The organism is Funiculus sociatus GB2-C1 (assembly GCF_039962115.1).
GTDB lineage: Bacteria > Cyanobacteriota > Cyanobacteriia > Cyanobacteriales > FACHB-T130 > Funiculus > Funiculus sociatus.
Map to the genome: position 1 here is coordinate 13,312 of NZ_JAMPKJ010000034.1, position 21,126 is coordinate 34,437.

Genomic DNA, 21,126 nt, shown 5'->3' on the forward strand with positions numbered 1-21,126 from the left:
CCACGCTTTACGAGGCGTATGTCGGGAGTTACTCACCCGCTGCGAGAATGCATTTGTTCGAGATACATCAGTTATCAGATGCGTCATCATCGTCATCTAGCATGAGGACATAATCAGCCATCTGTTTAGCGTAATGAAGGACTCTAGGCACTTCCAAGAAGTCCTCATATTGCAAAACTCCATGACGGGATTCGTGAGCGATCGCAGCTAAGTCTAGTAAGTTATCCTTGTCATCCTCTTGATAATAGCCTATGGCAATCTCCACAAGAGAAGGATGTACCCAAGGTTTCCCAGGCTGCTCTATCCTAGATAAATCTTTGGGAATGTCACTCATCGTCGAAGACTTATTACCAAGACTAAAAAATACACGGTCATTGTCTAGATTTTTGAATAGACCAGTAATAAATCCAGATACTTTTTCCCCATCCATCCCAAACCACTCTGATGTTTCATCCCCAGAGCGCAGCCGGATAACACGCAGTCCAGCGAATTCCTCAAAAACGGGTTTGTCTCGCTCGGCAAACGATAATCCCTTGACTGAAATTTGTGTATCCTGTAGCCACGTCCATTGCTGACGGATATTCTGAGCTAAACAGTACAGTAATGTCGGCTTGCCCCTTAACTCTTTCTTGTTGAGAGTCTCCTGAATAAATGTTCGGATTTTAGCTTTACCTTTATCGTCATTGGTAAAGCCTTCTCCCTCCTTGTTTATGCGGGTCAAGGCTTCATCATAGGCTATCCATGATTCTAGACCGGGAAAAATAGCACTAATTTCAGCAGTCAAAGAAGACATTTTGACAAGGACGGGAATTGTTTGGGGTTTCCCATCACCGCTAGTTTCGGAAGTTCGATTGACTAGCCATAGTCCTACTTCATTGATAGGGGTATCTTTGTTTACCTTGGGAAGTGTTATGTGAGATGGAGCCATTCGCACTCCTAAAGAGCGCAACAGGTCGATAAAGCTACAGATAGCTTTTTGGCAATAATTTTTTTGTTCGGGAGTAATAAATTGGCTGACAAGTCCCTCATCAGCAAAACCAAGTCGAATAGAACTTTTGGGGTCTCCCCAAGGTGCTAGCAAAGGTTTTTTTTCATTTTCTTTACCCTCTTTATCTTTTTCTACAAATTTCCAATAATTTTTCTCATAAAGTTCAAACCAAACTCCCACTTTTCCAAGTAGTTTAGATTTAACAGGCTGCACAAGAGCAGCTATCTCATCCCTTCGCTTCTTTATAGCTATTCCTCGCTCTGTACTGTTCGGTTTGGATTCCGGAGATAAATCTAGGCGCTGTGCTAAGCCAGCAACTTCATGTACGCAGATAGCCACTGTTAAACCTTCCGGAAAGGAGTAACTTCCCGGTGCTGCCTCTGGCAACCCTAAACAGTATTTTATAGCTTTGAGACGTTCTACCAGATTCTCTTCATAGATGTACCAAATCCAAACTGTTAAATGTTCGCCAACGGATGAACGAATTGCACGCCGCAATGCTGCTTGTTCGCTACTACCTTCTTCATAAAACTGCTCCAGCCTCAACTGAAAAGCCTCTTCCGTTTCTTCAGGTTGTGGTTGCCAGCTAAGACTCTCTAACTCCTGTTTTGTCAAGAGTTCTTCGCGACGCAACTGGTAATCTGATTCTGACTCTCTTTTTTTCTTAACACATTTCTTCAGTTCGGTTTCCTGTTTGCGTAACAGTCTTTTTTTTCTGGCTGCAAATTGCTTATCCGTTTCGGCTTTTTTCCTGAGAATAGGCTCGTCAAAATTTTTTTCTGGCTTTTTCAAGTCAAAGAACTGACTTGACTGCTTGTTTGTCTTATAATCTTTACGTTGACAATCTATTGGTTGCCAATAGTCCTTTAATACATCAGCTATTTGGCTTAAAAGTTGGTGAGTATTGGCTGTCGGTAAACCTTTAGCTACTTTATGCTTGGGTTTCATCCCTTCTTTATAGGTAATGCCAATGTTAGGATTACCTATTAAAGCTTCCGAAGAATTAGCCAATATTTGTTGCGGAGTCACCGAAAGAATATCTAATTTTTTCAGCAATATAGCTAAGTTTTCATCCCAGTCGGCTACACGGTTCTTTAATACCATCCGGCAAGAGAGGAAATATTCTGTCAACTCATCAGGATTTAGTGCTTTTCCCCAATTTAGTTGGGTGCGGATGTAGGCGTTACTGCCGTGACTCTTTGACAACTTAGAATCCTTGATACTAAGCCAGCGTCTGACGCTTGGCTTAACATCTAGTCGGGGATAATGTAAGTCAGGCTCCTGCACCATCCTCAATTTTAAAACTATTGAATAATAGTAAGTTTGTCCGTCTTCTGTGTAATTTAATGGCTGCCAAGATATTAACTCGGCTCCTTGTCCACTTGATGGTATAGTTCGGTAAAATTGAATTTTTTTGCCATCCACTTCAAACTCTAGTCCTGGTTTGGTTAGTTCTGTCGCTAGAATGTGAGGCAACGAAATAAAATCATTGCCAGAGAGGTTAGCAGTTCCATTGGGATGAGTCAAAAAATGATTTGTATAGGATACCTCTCTCTTTTCCCAAACCAATTTGTCAGCAGACAGATAACTCATTGCCAATTGTCGTTCCTGAGCAGTGATGCCAATTTTCCTTCTATTGCAAGGTTCGTCGGGAAATTCTGTATCTATCCAATAAGACAAGATTGCTGACAAATATTTTTTGGGTAGTTGGTGAGGACTGTATAACCAAAAATCCTCTGGTTTGGGTGATACTTTGCCAATGTGAATTAAACCAGGAACTAGTCTTAATCCTTTATAAAGGGACTTAACAGGAAGAGCTGTTTTATCAATGGGTGTCTTATCCCTTTTGGCTGTAATCCGTCTGATGACTTCCTTTGCTTCTTCAGGGAAATTCATCACATAAAATCCTTGCAGGGGTAAGTCAGATTTTAATCTGAAAGCGCATAAACGAATTTTTGGATATACCATAAGGGATAACCTATCAGTAATTAGAGATTGACTTGGGGTAAACCAGAAAGGTTTTTAGTTTTTGCGATCGCATGATAAAAAGGACGATAGAGAGATTGCACTACCAAGCGATCGAGTAGGGGAATTTGCGAGTCATTTTCAAAATAAGGACGCAGTAAATTTACAATCCCGACAAGGACACTGGTAGCAGCAATATCTTCTTTACCATCTTGGTTTCTAGCGGTATTTATTCCAAACTTGGCGTCACACCAAAAAACTTGTGCATTGGCATTACCACGAATCAGACGACCGATTACCTGCCAAAGAGAAACAAGAATATCCCAATGCACAGCCTTTCGATCCTCTTCGGGTAGAGTCCTTAATTTCAGCGAGAGGTGCAGCAGGTGAAGCCATTGACGATACGCAGCGTCGCGAAACTCCTTACCTAGTTTCTTTAATGTTTCCCCTGTTGCTGTTTTATAATTGTCGATTGCCCAACGGTTGATGGAGTGAATCGCATAAGATAAATCGTCAGGAACAGGGTGAGGTAAAACTAAAAAGTAAGCCGCTCCAATTACCGCGATTCCATTCTCATCAACAATATTATGCCCTCGCTCAAATGCTTTGATTGGACTAATCAGAATTGGTTCAGGTCTTGTAGCAAAATCCGGCGAACGCCCCCGTTGCAACAACTTATAATTCTCTGGGTTGTCGTCCCAAATTTCCGAGTCTTCATCATCCGGAGAAAGAGCTACGATATTATCTTCCCAGCCTAAATTTTTTAGGCAATCATAAACCAACCTAACTTGTTTATAGCTATTAACCATTAATGAAATTTTCCTACCCTTCAATTCTCTGATATTGTCATTTAGATAGTCTTCTTTTACTAAATTGGTAACAATTTGTTCTAGGTTACGATGCTTATTATCTCCAGCTCCCGACACAGAGATAGGGTTTTGATGCTTATCAGAAAATTTTAAAAACTTTGAGGTTATGACTATTTCCTTTGATGTATCTGGTACAAGCACTCCATAGACAGGTACATCAACATGATAGGCAGGGGATTTCCCCGCCCAACTTGTTCCCGACATCAGCAAGAGGTGGGGACTGGCAATATTATCTCCTTTGAATAATTCATCAAAATGCAGTAACAACCAACGTCCAACGCCCGTGCAACGGAAAAACTGTAAGCTGCCTAATGACTCTCTATAGGATTTGTGGTACTGAAACGCCAATTGATTCCCCATTGGCATTGCTGGAATAATCGCGTTAAAGTCTAGTGGGGGAGCATCAAACCACATTGAATCTGATGTATTCAGATTGAGGATTCCTTGCACCTGTCGCCATTTGCTCATCATAAAGGAGAGCTTGCTTTGCAGAACACAGACTAGCAAGGCAAACTCTAGTTTTACAGCAATTTCCTTGATTTTTTCCGGGGACAAAGGAACAGTTGCAGTTTGCTCAATCCATTTCTGAATAGCTGCACGTTTTTTGTCTTTTTTAGCCAACGGAAATAAGGGATTATGCTCGTTGTCTAAATTTCTGATGTATGGCTCAAATGTACCCTTCATTAAGGCATCGCATTGTTGAGATTGTTCGGCATTATCCGGGTCTGTTATTGTTAGTAACGTAGCTACCTCTCGCAACAATAGCCAGTCCGTAAAATAATGCTTGGAGTCTCGCCATTTAGCTAAGTCATTTTCATTGCTCAATAGGTGGTATATTTTATCGGCTGTTCCGTTGGCTATACGGCAAGCGTCCCACCAATCTGAGACAATCTCATTCTCAAGAAGTATTGACTTTTCATGCTTCAATTTGGCTTCAACATAATCGTGAAGCTTGTTCAACCAAGCATCTCTAGCAGGCCTGCACAATGTCTGATCGGGGCTAGATGCTTTATCCAGATAGGCCTGGTGTTGGTCAACTTCATCCACGATGACCAAATCGCTGCGCCTACAAACCAATTCAAAATACAGGATGCTCTCTCGGTTTATTGCTTGTGGAACCCTGCTATAAACTAAGCTTCCTGGTGTGGCAATCCAGATCGAGGCGTTAACTGGATCGCAGTCTTTTTTATGAGAGGGACATACACCGTAAGCTGGACAAGCTTTGTTCTTGGATGATGGCTTTGATTCTTCTTCATTGTTTGTCTCTATAGGTTCCAAGTTAAAACATGGCTGCGTACCAATTTCAAATGATGTAGTCATCTCAGGCTTCACTGAAGGTGTCAATAGGCAAGTATTACTCAGCCATTGGAACCCCGGATGGTCTTGGTTAAAAGCTTCATTTGGATTAGAGTTGTAAACGGCTTTGTGTAATCTATTTAAGTGGCTAGCTTTGTTGGAACTCCCCAAAATAGGAGCCACGTCAGTAATTCCAACTTCGGCAAACATCTTAGTCAACTCAAAGATTTGTAGCACATCCGCTACTACCAGCGTGACGTGCAATTTCTTACGCCACGCATAGACTGCTAAAACTTTCATTAAGTTGGACTTGCCGGATGACACCATCCCTACTAAATGCAGTATTCTATTGATGGTTAAAGTCTTAGCATCAACTAATTCTTGGGTGTCATTAAATACCTGTAACTTGACTTTACTAAAACGGCTTACCCACTCCGGGGGTAGTCCCCTATTACGCCTTTGCTCATCCATCCATTCGGCTGTTTTCTTAAGTTCAGCCCAAGATACTGGTAGCGGATTCCTCAGTTGCACACCAGCTACATTGTGACTTGGTGGACGTTGAAAATTAGCAATCAGAGGCGATATTGCAACGGTTTCCTTTTTCCCTTTTACTTCGCACTTATAATTTCCAGCTTTTGCCCAGGCAAGCGCCTTTCTTTGTGATAACTCTACTGACTTATTTAAGGCATCGTTATAAATCTGGAATCGGTTATTTGCAACTGTAATATTGGTTCGCCTTAGATATTCCCAAGATTCTCCTACTTCATAAACTTCATATCCACGAATATCTGACGGAAAATCTCGATAACGCTGTAGGGCTTCTTTCCAGATAAATGGACTATCGAAGTGTGGCAAGAGATGACGAGCGAGCGCCAACATTCGATACTGATTTTCCGTCCAATTTTGACATTCTGGGTGCGAAGAAGGATAACCAGTAAGCAGCACCCACAGACTGTCAGCATTAGTGCCAGGAACCAAGACGCTCAACAAGTACAGCCCTAACTCGACTGCACATAAATCTTTATCTAAATCATCTTTAAGAGATGCATACCATTGAGCAGTATTTCTCATTTTTAAATTCCTAGTTTCTTGATAACTTTCTGTACAAATAAACTTTCAAACATTACCTGAGATTTCTTTAGCGGCACGGTACAGTAACCCCTGAATTCTTGAATGTACTCCTGACCATAACTTTTCAGTTCATCAGGAAAGACAAAAAAGGATTCATCGTAGGGCTGATGCTTGAGTTTACGAATAGGCTGATTGACTTTTTTGGCTAAGTTATATGCAGATTCCCAAAACTTTACGTCAACTGCCCAGACTGTTCCATCTGGAAAAACTAAATGTAAATCATATTGGTCGAGTTCTGGATATAACTTAACTTTTAGTAGGTTTAACTGTTTCAATCTCTCTTCTAGCCTGAGTTCTGCTTTCCCTGGACGATGAATAAAATATCGCAAATCCTTCTTAAGCCAGAAGATTTCATCATACTGAGTATCGGCTAAAGGGACAGGATTCTTTTTTTCCTTAGCACAATGTTTGTTTTCACACTTTAATTTATCATCTTTGGTCAGATACATTAGACCACCACAATGACCGCAACAGTAAAATTTTTCACCTGACTTGTAAGACTCTGGAGCTTTTTCATAGCTATTTAGCAGAAGGTCTTGCACTGGCTTAAAATCTACTGCACTATCAACAAAAAATTGTCCCTTTGTTACCACAGGTGTTTCAATAAGATACTTCCTAAACCTCGTATATAGTTCAGGGTTTTGTGCAGCTTTAGTCATTACCTCATTAATCACTTTCTTTTGGAAATTCCCCCAGTCATCGAAGTATTCCCCTGCTGTTTCAATACAAAACCCACTCGGCTTTTGGTCTTCTATTAGTTGCTTATCAAGCCATTCTTCAGGGCAATCAATTTCTATATCCCAATCTTTTAAGGGGCGCTGCGCCCATCTGGACACAAAATCAGGAACTCCTTGTATCGGTTGACGCACTCCCGCTATTAAACAAGCAAGTGCCAGCTTCTCTACCCCTAATTGCAAGGCAGCCGGATATGCCCAGAGGCTTTTGGGGATTTGCTGTTCATACTCACATAAACCCTTGGCTATCTGTTGCAGGGTATCCTCTCCTAGCAGACTCCCCTTTTCAAGCGTTTGGACTTCCTCGCTACCCGTAACTAATGAAGTCATGTCGTACCTTCTGTGTCCTGTTGGCGTCCTCATGGCCTTAATCTTTCCCGCCGCCTCCCAACGCCTGAGAGTATCCACGCTAACCCCAAGGCGCTCCGATGCTTCTTTCGGACTAACAAACTCTGAAATTGGTTTTTCCTCAACGAGACTCCTCTAATATATCAGCATTACTAGATTTGCATAGATATTTATTAGAATATTGGTTAAGTAGTTTGGCGGCATTGGATGTAGTCCATCTAGACGGCTATCTTTAGAAACGTGGCTCCCCCAGGACGAATGCCAGCGCGACGCTTGTCTCCCACCGGCGACGCTCAAAGTGGCTATGTGTCTCAAAGAAAAAATTCCCCGTCATGTTTAGCGCGATCGCCTCTTTCCATCAACCCCAACCAGCGAAGCACTCACACTTTATAAACAGCCTAAGCTGTCACCCAAGACAAGCACATAGCAGCGACTCTAGCCTCTGAATGGGCAATAGTGACTCAAATGAGGCGACAATCAAGGGTTGTCTCACTCAGGTCATGTAGAGGAACGCAGTGTCAGTCAATGCCGATAAACCACACTTGTGGAAGCCAGATATCGCCCAGTCAGTAGACTTCTACAACAGTTGGTTCATGCAGTTCGCTCCCACCGCATACCGCGATACTCGCATTGCCACCACTATCTCTGTCGAATCCGCCTTAGCCCGGACAGCTAATCTCACCAACATCACACCCGCCGTGTTACGGCAACATCCAGAAGTTCTGCCTATGCTACGCATGGCGACAGCACCGCCTATCGCCCGCGATCGCTTGATTGGTCTAGCGGGAGTTCCGCCCAACCTTGTCAAAAACATGGAAGAGAAACAGCGAATTCCACCCCGGATGAGCAGTATATTATTTGATGCTGAACTTCAGAAAATCAGCCAAATCCTTGCAAGACTGGCAGACAAAGACATCTTTTCATGGTTGGACACGGGGCAGGAACCGACCGATACACAAGTTCACCGAGCAGCGACAATTGTTGCAGATCGTCTATGTGGTGCGCTTGCTGACCCCATTGTTCGCAATGCCCAAGAGCGCAGACAGCTGGCTACAATTAGGCAGTGGCTGGAACAGCGTGGCTATTCATACATTAGGGGAGGGGCTGGGTTAAGCTTTCAGACGATGCAGCCTGGAACTTTCTCGTTTCGGCTCAATATTCCGGTGAGCTTACAGGGAGGCATTAAACAGGTTAATATCCCGATTGACACTGTAATTAAGCCGCTTCAGTCCAGCCCTAGTGACTTACCGTTACTGATTGAAGCAAAATCCGCTGGGGACTATACCAATCCCAACAAGCGACGCAAAGAAGAAGCTATTAAAGTCGCTCAATTAAGACTCAACTACGGCAATAATATCCGTTTTATTCTGTTCCTTTGCGGTTACTTTGATAGTGGCTATTTGGGCTATGAAGCAGCTGAAGGAATTGACTGGGTGTGGGAACATCGCATTGATGACTTAGGGTTGTTTGGAGTGTAAAACATAAGCGGAATGTCAGCGACTGAATTAACACGAGCATTGCTAAATAAGCAACTTGATTCTGCCAAAACCCAAACTGAGCGAAATCAGCTTGGTCAGTTTGCCACATCAACGGCACTGGCAACAGACATTCTGGAATATGCCAGAGGGCTATTACCATCAAACTTCAAGATTCGTTTTCTTGACCCGGCTTTTGGGACTGGCTCCTTTTACTCCGCATTATTGCAGCGATTTTCGTTATCACAAATTGTTTCGGCAGTAGGTTACGAAATTGATCCACACTACGGGGATGAAGCGATTAAGCTTTGGGGTGACACGCCGCTACAACTCTCTATCGCTGACTTCACCCAAGCTAAACCTCCCAACTCTGACGAAGCTCTAGCTAACTTGCTCATTTGCAACCCGCCGTATGTCCGACATCATCATTTGACCAGGCTTGAGAAGCTGCGGCTCAAAAGGACAACGGAGCAGACATCTAGTATAAAGCTGAGCGGGTTAGCCGGACTCTACTGCCACTTCCTCTGTCTTTCAGATGCCTGGATGGCTTCTGATGCTCTGGCTGGGTGGCTAATCCCCAGTGGGTTTATGGATGTGAATTATGGACAGCAAGTAAAGGAGTATCTGCTCAATCGCGTTACGTTGCTGCGCGTTCATCGTTTTTATCCTGATGATGTGCAGTTTGAAGATGCACTGGTGTCTAGTGCAGTTGTTTGGTTCAGGAAGGCTTTGCCACCAGTAAATCATGCTGTTGAGTTCACTTATGGCGGGAGTCTGACAGCACCAAAAGTGAGAGAGTTGGTTTCAGTGGAGGTGTTACGCCATACGGTCAAGTGGACTAAGTTTGGGCTGGGGTATAGTAGCAGGAATTCCAATGGTCAGCAGTTGAAGCTTAAGGACACCGCCTCTACTGAGGGAATGCTGCTTTCCTCTGAGGGCAGAAATTCCGAATTTCTGTCGTTGAAATTGTCAGACTTATTCACGATTAAACGGGGTTTGGCGACTGGAGCTAACCATTTCTTCGTGCTGACACCAGAGCAAGTTTCTACTCACCAACTGCCTCTTGAGTTCTTAAAGCCGATTCTGCCGAGTCCCCGGTTTTTATCAGTTGATGAGATTGAAGCTGATAGTGTTGGTAATCCCATTTTGAAAAGCAAGCTATTCCTGCTGAGGTGCAACTTGCCTTTATACGAGGTGAAAGCCAAGTATCCGTCGCTTTGGAAATATCTCCAAATGGGAGTAGAGAATGGAATTAGCGATCGCTACCTGTGCAAGCATCGCTCTCCCTGGTATTCACAGGAAAAGCGTCCTCCTTCCCCTTTCCTCTGCACCTATATGGGGCGTCAGAATACCAGCAGGGGCAGACCCTTCCGATTTATCCTGAATCACTCAATGGCGACGGCAACCAATGTCTACTTGATGTTGTATCCGAAACCAGCTCTGGAGAAGGCACTCTTGAAGAAGCCTGAGTTGCTACGGTTGGTGTGGCAGGCTCTCAATCAGATGGATGATGAGACACTGATGGGTGAGGGTCGAGTGTATGGGGGTGGACTGCATAAGCTGGAGCCGAAGGAACTGGGTAACGCGATCGCAGAGAAATTTCTTGAGATTTTACCAAGTTTAAGCTATGTGGCAAATCCACTGTCGGAGTCGTTACTATAGTTGGAATTCATTCATCGTCTTTTTCCTCCCTACTGAGTCGCTCCAGTTGCTCCACATACTCCTCCAGAAGTAGTTCAGGAATCAGCCTGATGACGTTTTCCCCATCTCGGAATTTCCATGCCTTGCGGATACCGATGCCCACTCGAACAGAAGGGTTGATTTCTGTCCCTCTCGTAAGTTGTGGCACGGGCGTCGTATTCCACCGAGAACAGAAAGTTATTAATCTCACAGCTTTCTCGCGAGAGCCATGACCAGAGTTCCGTGGCTACTAGGTTGGTCGGTAACGGGATACCAAACTCCAAGGTATACCACCTCAAAGCTTTCCCCGTCCGTGGTGCGGCAACGTTAGGGTTCTATGGTTGTCCACTGTTGGAGTTGGGATCTCAGATTGGATTCGCTCATGTGCGCTCTTTATTTAGAGCTTTTTAAGCCTAATTATCTAGGTCATAGAAAAAATGTACTATAAATTTTATTCATTAGGGGACGCGGGTTGTGCGCTTTTTGTGTGATTCTAAACTCCTAATCCCTTACTGCCAAACTTCAGTTCCAACCTGAATTCAAGCTTAAATATGTACTCGCATAGCTGGTCAGTACCTATTTAATAGGTATCGTACATATTTCTTCCGATGACGAGCATCCGAACCTTGACCTAGACATTCAAGCGCCCACCCGATGGAACCAACCCAACAATCAGGCTCTCAATCAAACATTCCACGTGGGGCGTAATCAGAATATGGATGTTGGATATTCTGAACTTGAGAGGTAATGCCCTACTCTCAAGCACGACGCAGAGACACCCAAGTAAAAGCAGAGAGGCACTGGAAGTGAAAATTGAAGTGATTGACGATCGATCCCCCCATTTGCCAGATGTCATAAAACTGGGGGATGCCAATAAAAAAACTGGTAGTGGTAAACAGGTAGTGATATTCAATGGTCAAAGCCTTATACGGTAGGGGGTGAAAGTAGATTTATCACTACTTCTATACCACTACCAAAAAACTCTTGGTTTTCTTCAAAATAGGCTAACAGCCGGGGAATTTGGTCATGGTAGCCCAATTTTTCCAAGATTTCGGCTTCGCTACAGAATAGACGCTGAGCAATTTGCAAGCATTCGGAATCGCTACTAGCAGGTTTGAGGTGTTTAACAACACAGGTCGGGTTTCCAGGGCGACGAGTATCTTGGGCAATGTAGGTTTGACCAAATCCACCTCTGCCCAGGCTATCGATTATCTGATAGCGTCCGTCTAGTAGCTTGCCGAGCATTGGGTGACTTACTGAGGTAGATAAATCAAATCATCAGTAGCAGTATTTCTGGGCAAAGGACTTTACTCTCAAGACGTATGGAGCTGGCGTAAGCTTTTGGTGCCTTAGCTTGAAGTTCATCAGTCTGCTTTTCGGGTAAACAAGTGAGAATTTAGGTTCGATTACTAAGATGAAACTGGCAAACGTCTATTTACCTCTCGGACTCAAAAGTCCAGAATTATGCGGCTTTTTACAAAAGTTCACATTTAGTTAAACGGTGAATCGATTTTAGATTTTCGATTAATTTCGCCCTTACTGGAAGGTTTGCAGATTTAGAAAAGTCGATTTTCGGCTTATTCCGAAACAATTCGTAACGTATATAGAGCGCTCCTACCGTTGGGTCTGCATCTACGATCAAGGGCGAACGGGCGTTGTGACTAGGATGATTCCCAGCGGTCAGAGTCGGGGCTGGCAGTTAGAACTAGGGACTTGGGGAAGTGTTTTAGATGTGTTGGAGCAAACTTGTTACGAATGAATATCAACTACGCCATCTGGCGAGTCATCAACTGGGCAAACAGCCCCTCCTGAGAAGCCAGCTCGTCAAAATTGCCCTGCTGCACGACCCGACCGCAGTCAAGCACATAGATGCGGTGAGCGTTGCGGATTGTGCTTAGCCGGTGGGCAATCACCATCCGGGTAACTTGCAGCTTGTCTAGACTTTCACTGACAATTGCCTGTGTTCTATTATCTAAAGCACTGGTAGCCTCATCAAATAGCAAAATTCGGGGTTTCAATACCAAAGCTCTAGCAATGAGAAGCCGCTGCCGTTGTCCCCCAGAGAGATTGCTACCCCCTTCACTAATGACTGTGTGCATTTGCATTGGCATGGCTGCGACATCGTCAGCAAACCCAGACATTCGGGCGGCTTCCCAAGCTTCATCGAGTGTAATCCGAGCACCACTAGCGATGTTGTCGAAAATGGAAGCAGATGTAATCCGACCCGCTTGCAGGACTACACCCAACTGTCGGCGCACTGCGTCAACATCCAACCCAGACAAATCTTGACTATCGTAATAGATGGTGCCATCTTCGGCAGTTTCAAATCCTAGTAACAATCTAAATATGGTGGATTTACCGCTCCCAGAGCCGCCTACCAGTGCAATAAACTCTCCAGGCTCCGCATATAAGCTCACATCATCCAGCGTCAGGGGCCCATCTTGTCGGTAGCGGAAGGTGATATGGTCTACGACGATTCTGCCCATGAGCATGCCTGGATCAGCTTTGCTCAGATCCACTTCCGGTATAGTCTCTAAAATTGGCTGAGCGCGTTTCCACTGAGGGACGACTTGCAAAGCGTTAGTAACTGTATTGCTTACGTCCGTGGCACCTTTGATAAAAGTGCCAAAGGCGCTGTTAAAAGCGAGGAAAGTGCCAATCGTCAGTCCGATACCGCCTGTAGTTTGAGCCTCCTCCAGAAGCTTGATAGTAAACCAAAAGAGGACTCCAGAAGTCAGCGTCGGCATCACTGTATTGAACAGTGCGACAAGGTCTTCAACGTTCTGGGTGCTAAGTTCTAATTTTATTTGCCGACTGTAGTTTTTACTCCAAGCGGCGAAACCGCGCTCTTCAGCCCCAGCGACACGCAGTTTAGAAATGCCATTGATAAGCTGCACCGTCTGCCCAAAGATATTTCCCTTTACTTCCAGTAGTGGGCGAACCTTGCGGACGAGGAACACGCCAGAAAGTGTGGTGATAGCGATCGCAACTATTGCCACAGCCACAGCGACTAGGGCTAATTTCCAACTGTAGTAAAACAAAAGCCCTAAGTTCAGTAATGAGAACAGCCCCGTGATCAGAGTAATTAGGGTTGTGCCACTGAGTTGACGACGAATTGTACTAATTGATGTAACGCGAGACTGAAGATCTCCTGTAGTGTACTCGCGGAAAAAAGATACTGGAAGGTTCAGCAGCCGATCCCAGACAGCGGCTTGGGTAGAAGCATCCGAAACCGTTTCCACCCGCAGCAGGGCAAACCCCTGAGCCAGCCGAAATAGCGCTATCCCGAAGGCAGCAACCAGCAGCCCCAATCCAACTTGCAGCAATAACCCTCGGTCACTATCCGGAATCGCGTTATCAATCAGAATGGCAGTAGCGTGGGGTGTCAGCATCCCCAGCAGCGTAGCGGCAATGCCTGTTAAAAAGATAACAAGCAACTCTCTCCCACGACCCTTGAGCGCGAATCGGAATATATCTATAGCTTTGAGGACTTTATCGGGCAAAGACCGATAAAACATATAAGCACAAGGGTTCAGCGTCGAGGCACTACGGGCATCGACAGGAACACGGGTTCTATTGGCTGGGTCAAAGATTTCGTAGTGAGTAGCCGAAACAGGCAGCAGCGCTACTGGTTGGTTGTCCTGCTGGGTATAGGCGACTAAAGAACCACAGTCCCTCTCCCACCAGTTGTCCCGTAGCAGAACCTGCCGCATCCTAAGCCTTGAAGCCCTGACAATTGCCTCTAAAGGGTCTTTAACCCGCTTGAGGTCTTGTGAGCGAGCAGGGGGACGAATTGTCACACCGAGAGACCTTCCCACAGCACCCGCAACAACTAACAAAGGCGTGCCTTCCAGGAAAAATGTCGCTTCTTGAGTTCCCAGTGACGAGGCAAGTTCACCCAGAGCCTCTGCTGTCACCTGACGATTGAGACGTTCCCGATCTTGAAGGCGCTGTAGTTCTTCCTGTGCTTCCTGCTGCTCTAGGAGATTAATATAGTTAAGGAGTTGAGTATGAAGTTGGGACAGTCCCCCAAGCAGGGTATCCGGGTCTCGAATTGCGATCGTCGTTTGGGTGGCAAGTTGAACTTCCCCCACAGCTTCCAACCACATTCCGTCGGTTAGGGGAAAAATTCCTGCTGCCGAATCTAGAGTTACTTCTTCAAATCCCATCCAGCGGACATTTCCTTGGCTGAGGAGTACCCATGCGATCGCACAACAGAACTTGGTAGCGTCCTTCGCCTCTGACTCAGGCTGAAGCGTCTCACCATCAACCAGGGAAAATCGCGCTTCTCCTGAAGCCTTTACCTGAATCACTGGCGTAGTGACACCGGAAAGTCCAGCATCGATTTGCTGGAGCCAGCTCTCTACCAAGGCAACCACTCTTGTATCCCCATCGGCAACTAACTGCCTAAAGCATTCTCGATCTACCTTCAGCAGTTCTGTCTCGCCAATCGGCACTGCCAAGAGTCGGCGCGGCTGATTGCCACTAGGCTGAGTTCCAAACAGTGCCTCTCCCGAAGCGCAACTGAACAGATAGCGGCGAGTTCCTTCTACAACGCCATTTTCAACCGTAACGGCAAACAGCGCTACAGTGCCAGATTGAACTACCCAAACGGTCTGTGGTTCATCCAGTAGTATTGGCTCATTGCCTTTAAGACAGCACAGTTGCCCTTGTAAGTCTGTGTTCGTAAGTTGGTTGACCATGTTTAAACTGCTTAACCCTCACTGCGTATCAACCGCGAGTACACTCCCTCCACTTGCCACAATTCTTGGTGGGTGCCTCGTTGCATTACCTTTCCACGTTCAAGAACGATGATTTCATCACAGTCCCGGATGGTACTCAACCGATGGGCAACAATCAGGCAAGTACACCCCCGCCGCCGCAGATTCTCGTCAATAATTTTTTCTGTTTCCGCATCTAGGGCACTGGTGGCTTCATCCATGACAAGAATCGAGGGGTTGTTCACCAAGGCGCGGGCTATTTCCAACCGCTGTCGCTGCCCTCCACTTAAATTCGCGGCACCTTCGATAAGGGACGCATCAAATCCCCCAGACATCGAGAGAACCACATCATCGATCGCAGCATCGCGGCAAGCTCGCACCAAGCTTTTATCTGATACTGTGGTATCCCATAGGGTCAAATTGTCTCTAACAGTTCCGCCAAACATTGAAATATCCTGCTCCACCATAGCGACGGAGTTAGTTAGTACCGATTGCGGAATCTGATGCCTAGGTAACCCGTCAAAGCGAATTTCTCCCTCCCAAGGTTCGTAGAGTCCGCTTACGAGTTTGGCAATGGTAGACTTGCCAGAGCCACTCCCGCCTACCAGGGCGACTCGCTGTCCAGGCTTGACCGAGAGCGTAAAGTTTTCAATTAAAGGTGCTTCTAAGCGGCTATAGCCAAATGTGATGTTTTCCAGCTCGACGTAGCCTTGCAGACGTGAAGACTGAATGGTTTCATTATCCTTGTGACTTCTGCTTTCTACTTGTGGATCGACCGGATTGTCCAGCACATCATCCAGGCGAATCAAATTACCTTCCATTTCTTGCAGGGTACTGCCGAAGCTAACAAGATTGTTGACAGGTAGCAGAAAGCTCTGCATCAGTCCTTGAAAGGCTATGAGCATCCCAATGCTAAGGTGTCCGTTCATCACCCGTAAACCACCAACAACTAACAAAGCCATAGATGAGAGCGAAGACAAGAGTGCAGGTAACACTGAGAACGTCTGGTTGGTCACCCCCAATTCCTGCTGTGAATTGATTGCCTTGGTGTAGTAACCTGACCACCGGGCAAAGAAATCTGACTCCAACCCAGATGCCTTTATGGTTTCTATACTTTGGAGAGCGGCAATGGACGCGCCAGCCGCTTTGCCATACTCTTGGATTAATCGCTGATTTGCATCTACGCGCTGACGGGAAATCCACTGCAAGGTGAAGACATTCACGGCTGCAAAGCTGACTACAACCGAGGTTAGTACCGCGTCATATTGCAGCATGACTAGCGCGTAAAACATGACCATCACCGCATCAATAGCTGTAGTTGCCAATCTCCCTGAAAGAACATCAGCAACTTGGTCGTTGAGACTAGTGCGGTTACTGATTTCTCCGGCAAACCGTTGGGCATAGAAACCAACAGGTAAACGCAAGATGTGCCAGAGAAAGCGGCTAGACATCCCTACAGACAGCTTGACTTTCAAGCGGCGCAGATATCGCAACCGTAGTAGCGTCAGTATTCCCTGAAGTATAGCTGCGATCGCCATCCCCAAAAGTAGTGGTCGCAACCAGTGCTGCCGCCCCTGAACGAGGATTTCATCGACAAACACCTGGCTAAATACAGGTACTACCAGCCCGACGAGCGTCAGTAGTAATCCCGCCAGTAAACAGTAAGCTAGGACACCAGTAGCACCCTGTAGCCGTTCCCACAGCGCTCTCAACAGGTTGGGTTTACGCCCCCCTGTCTGGAACTCCGGACCCGGTTCCATGACCAGCACCACTCCCGTATACCCCTCGTCAAATTCCTGTCGAGACACTTTTCGTGGTCCAGTGCCGGGGTCATTGAGATAGACCTGCTGCTGGCAAATTCCCTCCACGACCAAGAAGTGGTTGAAGTTCCAGAAGACAATGTAGGGAGGAGACAGGTCTTGAAGTTGCTCCAGTTCCTTCTTAAAGCCTTTAGCTTCGAGTCCATAGCTACGGGCAGCCTTCAGCACGTTGGAAGCCTTGCTGCCGTCGCGGGAAACCCCGCACTCTCGACGAAGTTCTGGCAGTGGCACAATCCGACGGTAGTAACCCAGAATAATTCCTAGAGCAGCCGCCCCACATTCGACGGCTTCCATTTGCAAAAGCGTTGGGGTTTTTACCCGCCTGCTTTGACCTCTCAGCAGTTTTTGCATCTGCTGCAAAGGATTAATCGGTGCCGTTAAGGTCGGATTAGTTGATGCCACTGACCGACCTCAGGATAGGTAAAACAAACGTAATGGGAGCCCGCTCTTCCACCTTGACTCGAACAACAGTGGTAGTTCCAGAAGAGATTTTCAGTTGCGGTCCCTTGGAAGAAGACCAGTTGTAGCCGCTAAAAGTCGTGGAATCCAACTTTAGGTCTGCGGATACTTGCATTACTCCCTCCTGCTTGTCAGACATCAGACCTTCAACCACTTCTGGATTGCCCACCACATTGGCTGCTGACTCCTTTGTGATTGGAAACCCAGAGACAGTTTTGACAGTACCTAGGATGCCGCCAAAGCGTTCCCGTTTCACGGTTTGTGGCGTAATTTGAAGCGTCATGCCCGGTTGAACTTTCTTGCCATCCCCAACCGCAAAATAGGTTATGCCAACTAGCAAGCTGGATGGATTCTCTGCGCCTATGCTCCCCAATCGGGTTCCCGCCTCAACAACCTGCCCCGGGTTAGTAGTGATTTCTAGTATGCGTCCGCTGTGTTGACTAATAATCTTAGTGTTGTTACCTAATTGCAGTTCCAGTTTGGTAATCTCTCGCTGGACTTCTTGAATCTCTTTTTTTCGAGTTGTTGAAGTTTCCAGGTTTTGTTGAGCTAGAGTTGCTTCCCGGCTATCCTGCTCTTTCAACTGAGTTCGGAGGTCGGAGATCATACTGAGGTTGTCACGATTAGCCTTTTCTTGCTCCGTTTTCTTAGCATCTAGTTGCTTTAACTGGGCTTCGAGATCGGCGATTTTATCGCGGTTTTCCTGGTCTTTTACTTGTGCATCCAGAAGTACATCATTCGTAATCACTCTTTCCTTGTAGAGCTGCCTACGAATCTCCAGTCTCTGCTTGTAAATAGGAGTCATAGCCTGGGCTTGCCGTAGGCTTTGCTGGAGGCTCTGGCGTTGCTGCTGGATCGATTCACTGCTTGTTGATTGGAGGAGAGGCATCAGGGATTGGAGTTCCCGAATGCGTTGCTGGAGGTACTGGCGTTGTTGCTGAATTGTCCGTTTTTCCTGTTCGTTACGTAGCCCTTGGAGCGAACCGACCGCTTGGTCTTGTGACTGTAGTTCCGCCAGTTTATCGCGCTGCTGCTGTAGTTGCTTCCGGAGTTCAATTTGGTCAAGTGTTCCTAATACCTGACCCTTTTTGACCATATCTCCAACCTTGACATTTAGAGCTAGTAACTGCCCTGAGCTTTTCGATTGTAGCGGCACAACTTGGCTGGGATAAATTAGTACCCCTCGACCCTCGACAGTAATTGGAATGCGTCCATAAATACTCCAAATCAAAGCTACCACTACCAAGGAAGCCAAGGAGGTTAAAGGCAGCCAGCTCTTGGGACTGACGACCTGCATCAACTGATCTAGCCTTTCAGGAGAAGATAGACGCTCTAGTGACTCTTTTCGGAATAGGTTTTGCTTTTGTTCAACCATTTACCCTCCTGTAAAAGTCATGAAGATAAGTAGGTACTTGTAAATAAACTGAAAATGGCTTTTAGATAGAAAGCGCTGTCTGGAGTTAAGCGCTTCACGTTAAATTTGACCTACCTACTTAAGGCAATAACTAAGTAATAACGAATTTTCAGAGATGCTCACGATACACAATTATTTGGTAGGACTAGCAATTTTTTCGGTTTTGCTTGGTGCTGAACTGAGAGCTGCACGTTTATTTGAGAGCTTCACGTGAAAATTACAAACCTCAAGGCGTATTGAGCAAATCTTTTCGTTTTAAACAGCTTTTGTAGCTTAAACACTCTTAGTTTAGTGTTTACATTCAGACTAAAAAAAGCAGCTAAGCAGGTACATTTAGCTGCTTTCTCTATATTTACAGCGGTTTTCACTTTGCTGCAATACGGTTTGAACTCTCCCCCCCTCCCCTACGAGGGGAGCAAGACTGGGGTTCCCCTTCCCTAACAGGGTTCCCTGTTAGGGGGTTAGGTTTTTTGATGTACTTCACGTAACTGAAAACCGCTATAGTTATTATTTGGAATGTCTGCCAGCATACACTTGCTTAGACTGGGCCTGTGATAGCGCCCCCTATACCGGCACCGGCAGCAGCCCCCTCTAATACGTCCTTGGCTGACACTCCTGGATCGCCACTGGCGGCTCCAACTACACCACCAATTACTGCTCCCGCGATAATACCTCCAAGTCCTCCTCCGGCAACTGCTTCTAGCTCTTCAGTACTTAGCTCATTTGAAGTTTGAGCTTCAGCTTTATCTTCGGGTAGTGGCGAGTTTGACTCTTCAATCTTTTCCATTGTTCTTTATCCTTTTGTAAACGACTTGCAGGTTGCTGATATTTGCAGAATAGCTAGTTACTGCTTTTCATTGATACCTGCTCTACTAATAAAAGCTTAAAGAATGCAACTTCTGATAACAATGCACGATTCTTCGGTAAGACTAACAATTTTTTTGCTAAACAAATGTCAGTTGTAAGTAGCTGCCTGAAATTAAACTAAGAACTCCGATTACAGAAATTTGAACATAGAAATAGGTGTTAAGCCAAGAGCTAACACCTTACACTCTATACCGAGCAAATTAAATTCCTCTCAAACGGCTCAACATCCAATCAAATCTTGTTCCAGCTAGTGCCATGCTATCTAAAACATTGGAATCTAGTTCATCCTCATATTCAACATTGTCATCGAGTGGCTGACCTTTGCTATAAACACGCCTACCATATCCAAGCCGACTGAGCATCCCCTGCAATCTATTTGAAAGCAAAGTAGCAATTACTCGATAAAAACGGGAAGCAAACCCTACATCTTGCTGCAATTTTGCTGCCAATTGCTGTCGGGGAATCGACAAGACAATCGAGTCTTCAAGGGTTTTGACAGTCGCAGAAGGTAAGCGAGCATCAATGAAAGGGGTTTCTCCGGCAATTTCACCCCTTGATAATCTCGCTATCTCTCGACCTGAAGTTTCGCCATCCTCCAAGACGGCAAAAGCACGGGCTAAGGGATTGCGCTTATCTTCACAAACAGAAACAGTCATTGTTCCATTCAGTAGAATATACAGCGCATCCACAGGTCCTCCTGAATGGATGAGTACGGTATTCGCTGCAATTTTTTGCCGACTGCCTGTAGCAATCATCCAATCGATGTCACTGTCATTCAATCCCCCCAAAACAAACAGCATATCCCTCAGTGCCTGACCTTGAGCAAGCTTGCTACGAGTAAGCTGAGTGACAATGCTCTGTAGTCTGTCTGAAAGTAGAATAGCGATCGCGCGATAAAAACGGGAAGCAAATCCTACATCCTGCTGCAATTTTGCTGCCAATTGCTGTTGAGGAATCGACATCACAATCGACTTTTCGATCGCCTTCACAGTGGTAGCGGTTGGACGAGTACCCAGGAAGGGGATTTCTCCCACTACCTCACCACTTGACAACCTAGCTATCTCCCGACCTGAGATTTCGCCACCCTCCATAGCCGCAAAAGCACGGGATAGAGGATTGTTATCAGCTTGAGAAACCGTAACGGCTAAGGTTCCATCCAGGACAATATGTAGGGTATCGGCAGCTTTTCCTTCCTGAACAAGGACAGTACCCGCAGCTATCTCCTGCTGACAGCCCGTAGCGCTCATCCAATCGATGTCACTATTACTTAATTCTTTCAGTAGAACTTCTGTCATAACTTTATCTCCCTATTTCTTCTAAGGGGAGGGTGTCCCGAATTACCTCACATCTCATAACTTT

12 protein-coding genes and 1 pseudogene are annotated in these 21,126 nt (G+C 45.8%); 3 read left to right on the forward strand and 10 right to left on the reverse strand.

Annotation, left to right across the window (positions count from 1 at the left end):
* Positions 1-67: 67 nt before the first annotated feature.
* The 3 genes from NDI42_RS16535 to NDI42_RS16545 are packed head-to-tail and all read right to left on the reverse strand — an operon-like array spanning position 68 to position 7,391.
* Positions 68-2,956, reverse strand: a complete 2,889-nt coding sequence (locus NDI42_RS16535) for a pPIWI_RE module domain-containing protein (protein ID WP_190450769.1) — start codon at positions 2,954-2,956, stop codon at positions 68-70.
* 20 nt (positions 2,957-2,976) lie between these two features.
* Positions 2,977-6,189 (reverse strand): pPIWI_RE_Z domain-containing protein, encoded by a 3,213-nt coding sequence (locus NDI42_RS16540; protein ID WP_190450770.1) that lies wholly within the window; start codon positions 6,187-6,189, stop codon positions 2,977-2,979.
* A gap of 2 nt (positions 6,190-6,191) precedes the next feature.
* A complete protein-coding gene (locus NDI42_RS16545; protein ID WP_190450771.1) occupies positions 6,192-7,391 on the reverse strand; it encodes a restriction endonuclease-related protein in 1,200 nt (399 codons plus the stop codon).
* 198 nt (positions 7,392-7,589) lie between these two features.
* On the opposite strand from NDI42_RS16545, the gene NDI42_RS16550 reads away from it, so the two are divergent.
* The 3 genes from NDI42_RS16550 (at position 7,590) to NDI42_RS16560 (ending at position 10,468) form a co-directional block, all read left to right on the forward strand.
* On the forward strand, positions 7,590-7,724 hold the full coding sequence (locus NDI42_RS16550) for a hypothetical protein (RefSeq protein WP_348231437.1): 135 nt from the start codon (positions 7,590-7,592) through the stop codon (positions 7,722-7,724).
* Between the two features lie 122 nt (positions 7,725-7,846).
* Positions 7,847-8,809 carry a XamI family restriction endonuclease gene (locus NDI42_RS16555; protein WP_190450772.1) on the forward strand — a complete coding sequence of 321 codons (963 nt, stop codon included), beginning with the start codon at positions 7,847-7,849 and terminating at the stop codon, positions 8,807-8,809.
* Positions 8,810-8,821: 12 nt separating this feature from the next.
* Complete coding sequence (locus tag NDI42_RS16560; protein WP_190450773.1) at positions 8,822-10,468, forward strand: Eco57I restriction-modification methylase domain-containing protein; 1,647 nt, start codon at positions 8,822-8,824, stop codon at positions 10,466-10,468.
* 7 nt (positions 10,469-10,475) lie between these two features.
* Here the strand turns inward: NDI42_RS16560 and NDI42_RS16565 are convergent, their stop codons facing one another.
* The 7 genes and pseudogenes from NDI42_RS16565 to NDI42_RS16595 form a co-directional block, all read right to left on the reverse strand.
* Entirely contained in the window at positions 10,476-10,655 is a 180-nt protein-coding gene (locus NDI42_RS16565) for a hypothetical protein (protein WP_190450774.1), read from the reverse strand.
* Between the two features lie 806 nt (positions 10,656-11,461).
* Positions 11,462-11,731 (reverse strand): annotated as a pseudogene (locus NDI42_RS16570) (serine/threonine protein kinase); the annotation flags it as partial.
* A gap of 521 nt (positions 11,732-12,252) precedes the next feature.
* Complete coding sequence (locus NDI42_RS16575) at positions 12,253-15,189, reverse strand: NHLP bacteriocin export ABC transporter permease/ATPase subunit (RefSeq protein WP_190450777.1); 2,937 nt, start codon at positions 15,187-15,189, stop codon at positions 12,253-12,255.
* Between the two features lie 11 nt (positions 15,190-15,200).
* Positions 15,201-17,429, reverse strand: coding sequence for an NHLP family bacteriocin export ABC transporter peptidase/permease/ATPase subunit (locus tag NDI42_RS16580; RefSeq protein ID WP_313930563.1), 2,229 nt, complete (start codon positions 17,427-17,429; stop codon positions 15,201-15,203).
* The gene (locus NDI42_RS16585; protein WP_190450779.1) at positions 17,416-18,861 is read right to left on the reverse strand and encodes an NHLP bacteriocin system secretion protein; all 1,446 of its coding nucleotides are present in this window, start codon (positions 18,859-18,861) and stop codon (positions 17,416-17,418) included. Before NDI42_RS16585 ends, NDI42_RS16580 begins: the two co-directional genes overlap by 14 nt.
* 577 nt (positions 18,862-19,438) lie before the next feature.
* The gene (locus NDI42_RS16590) at positions 19,439-19,687 is read right to left on the reverse strand and encodes a hypothetical protein (protein ID WP_190450780.1); all 249 of its coding nucleotides are present in this window, start codon (positions 19,685-19,687) and stop codon (positions 19,439-19,441) included.
* A 280-nt stretch (positions 19,688-19,967) separates the two neighbouring features.
* Positions 19,968-21,062 (reverse strand): cyclic nucleotide-binding domain-containing protein, encoded by a 1,095-nt coding sequence (locus NDI42_RS16595; RefSeq protein WP_190450783.1) that lies wholly within the window; start codon positions 21,060-21,062, stop codon positions 19,968-19,970.
* Between the last annotated feature and the right edge of the window lie 64 nt (positions 21,063-21,126).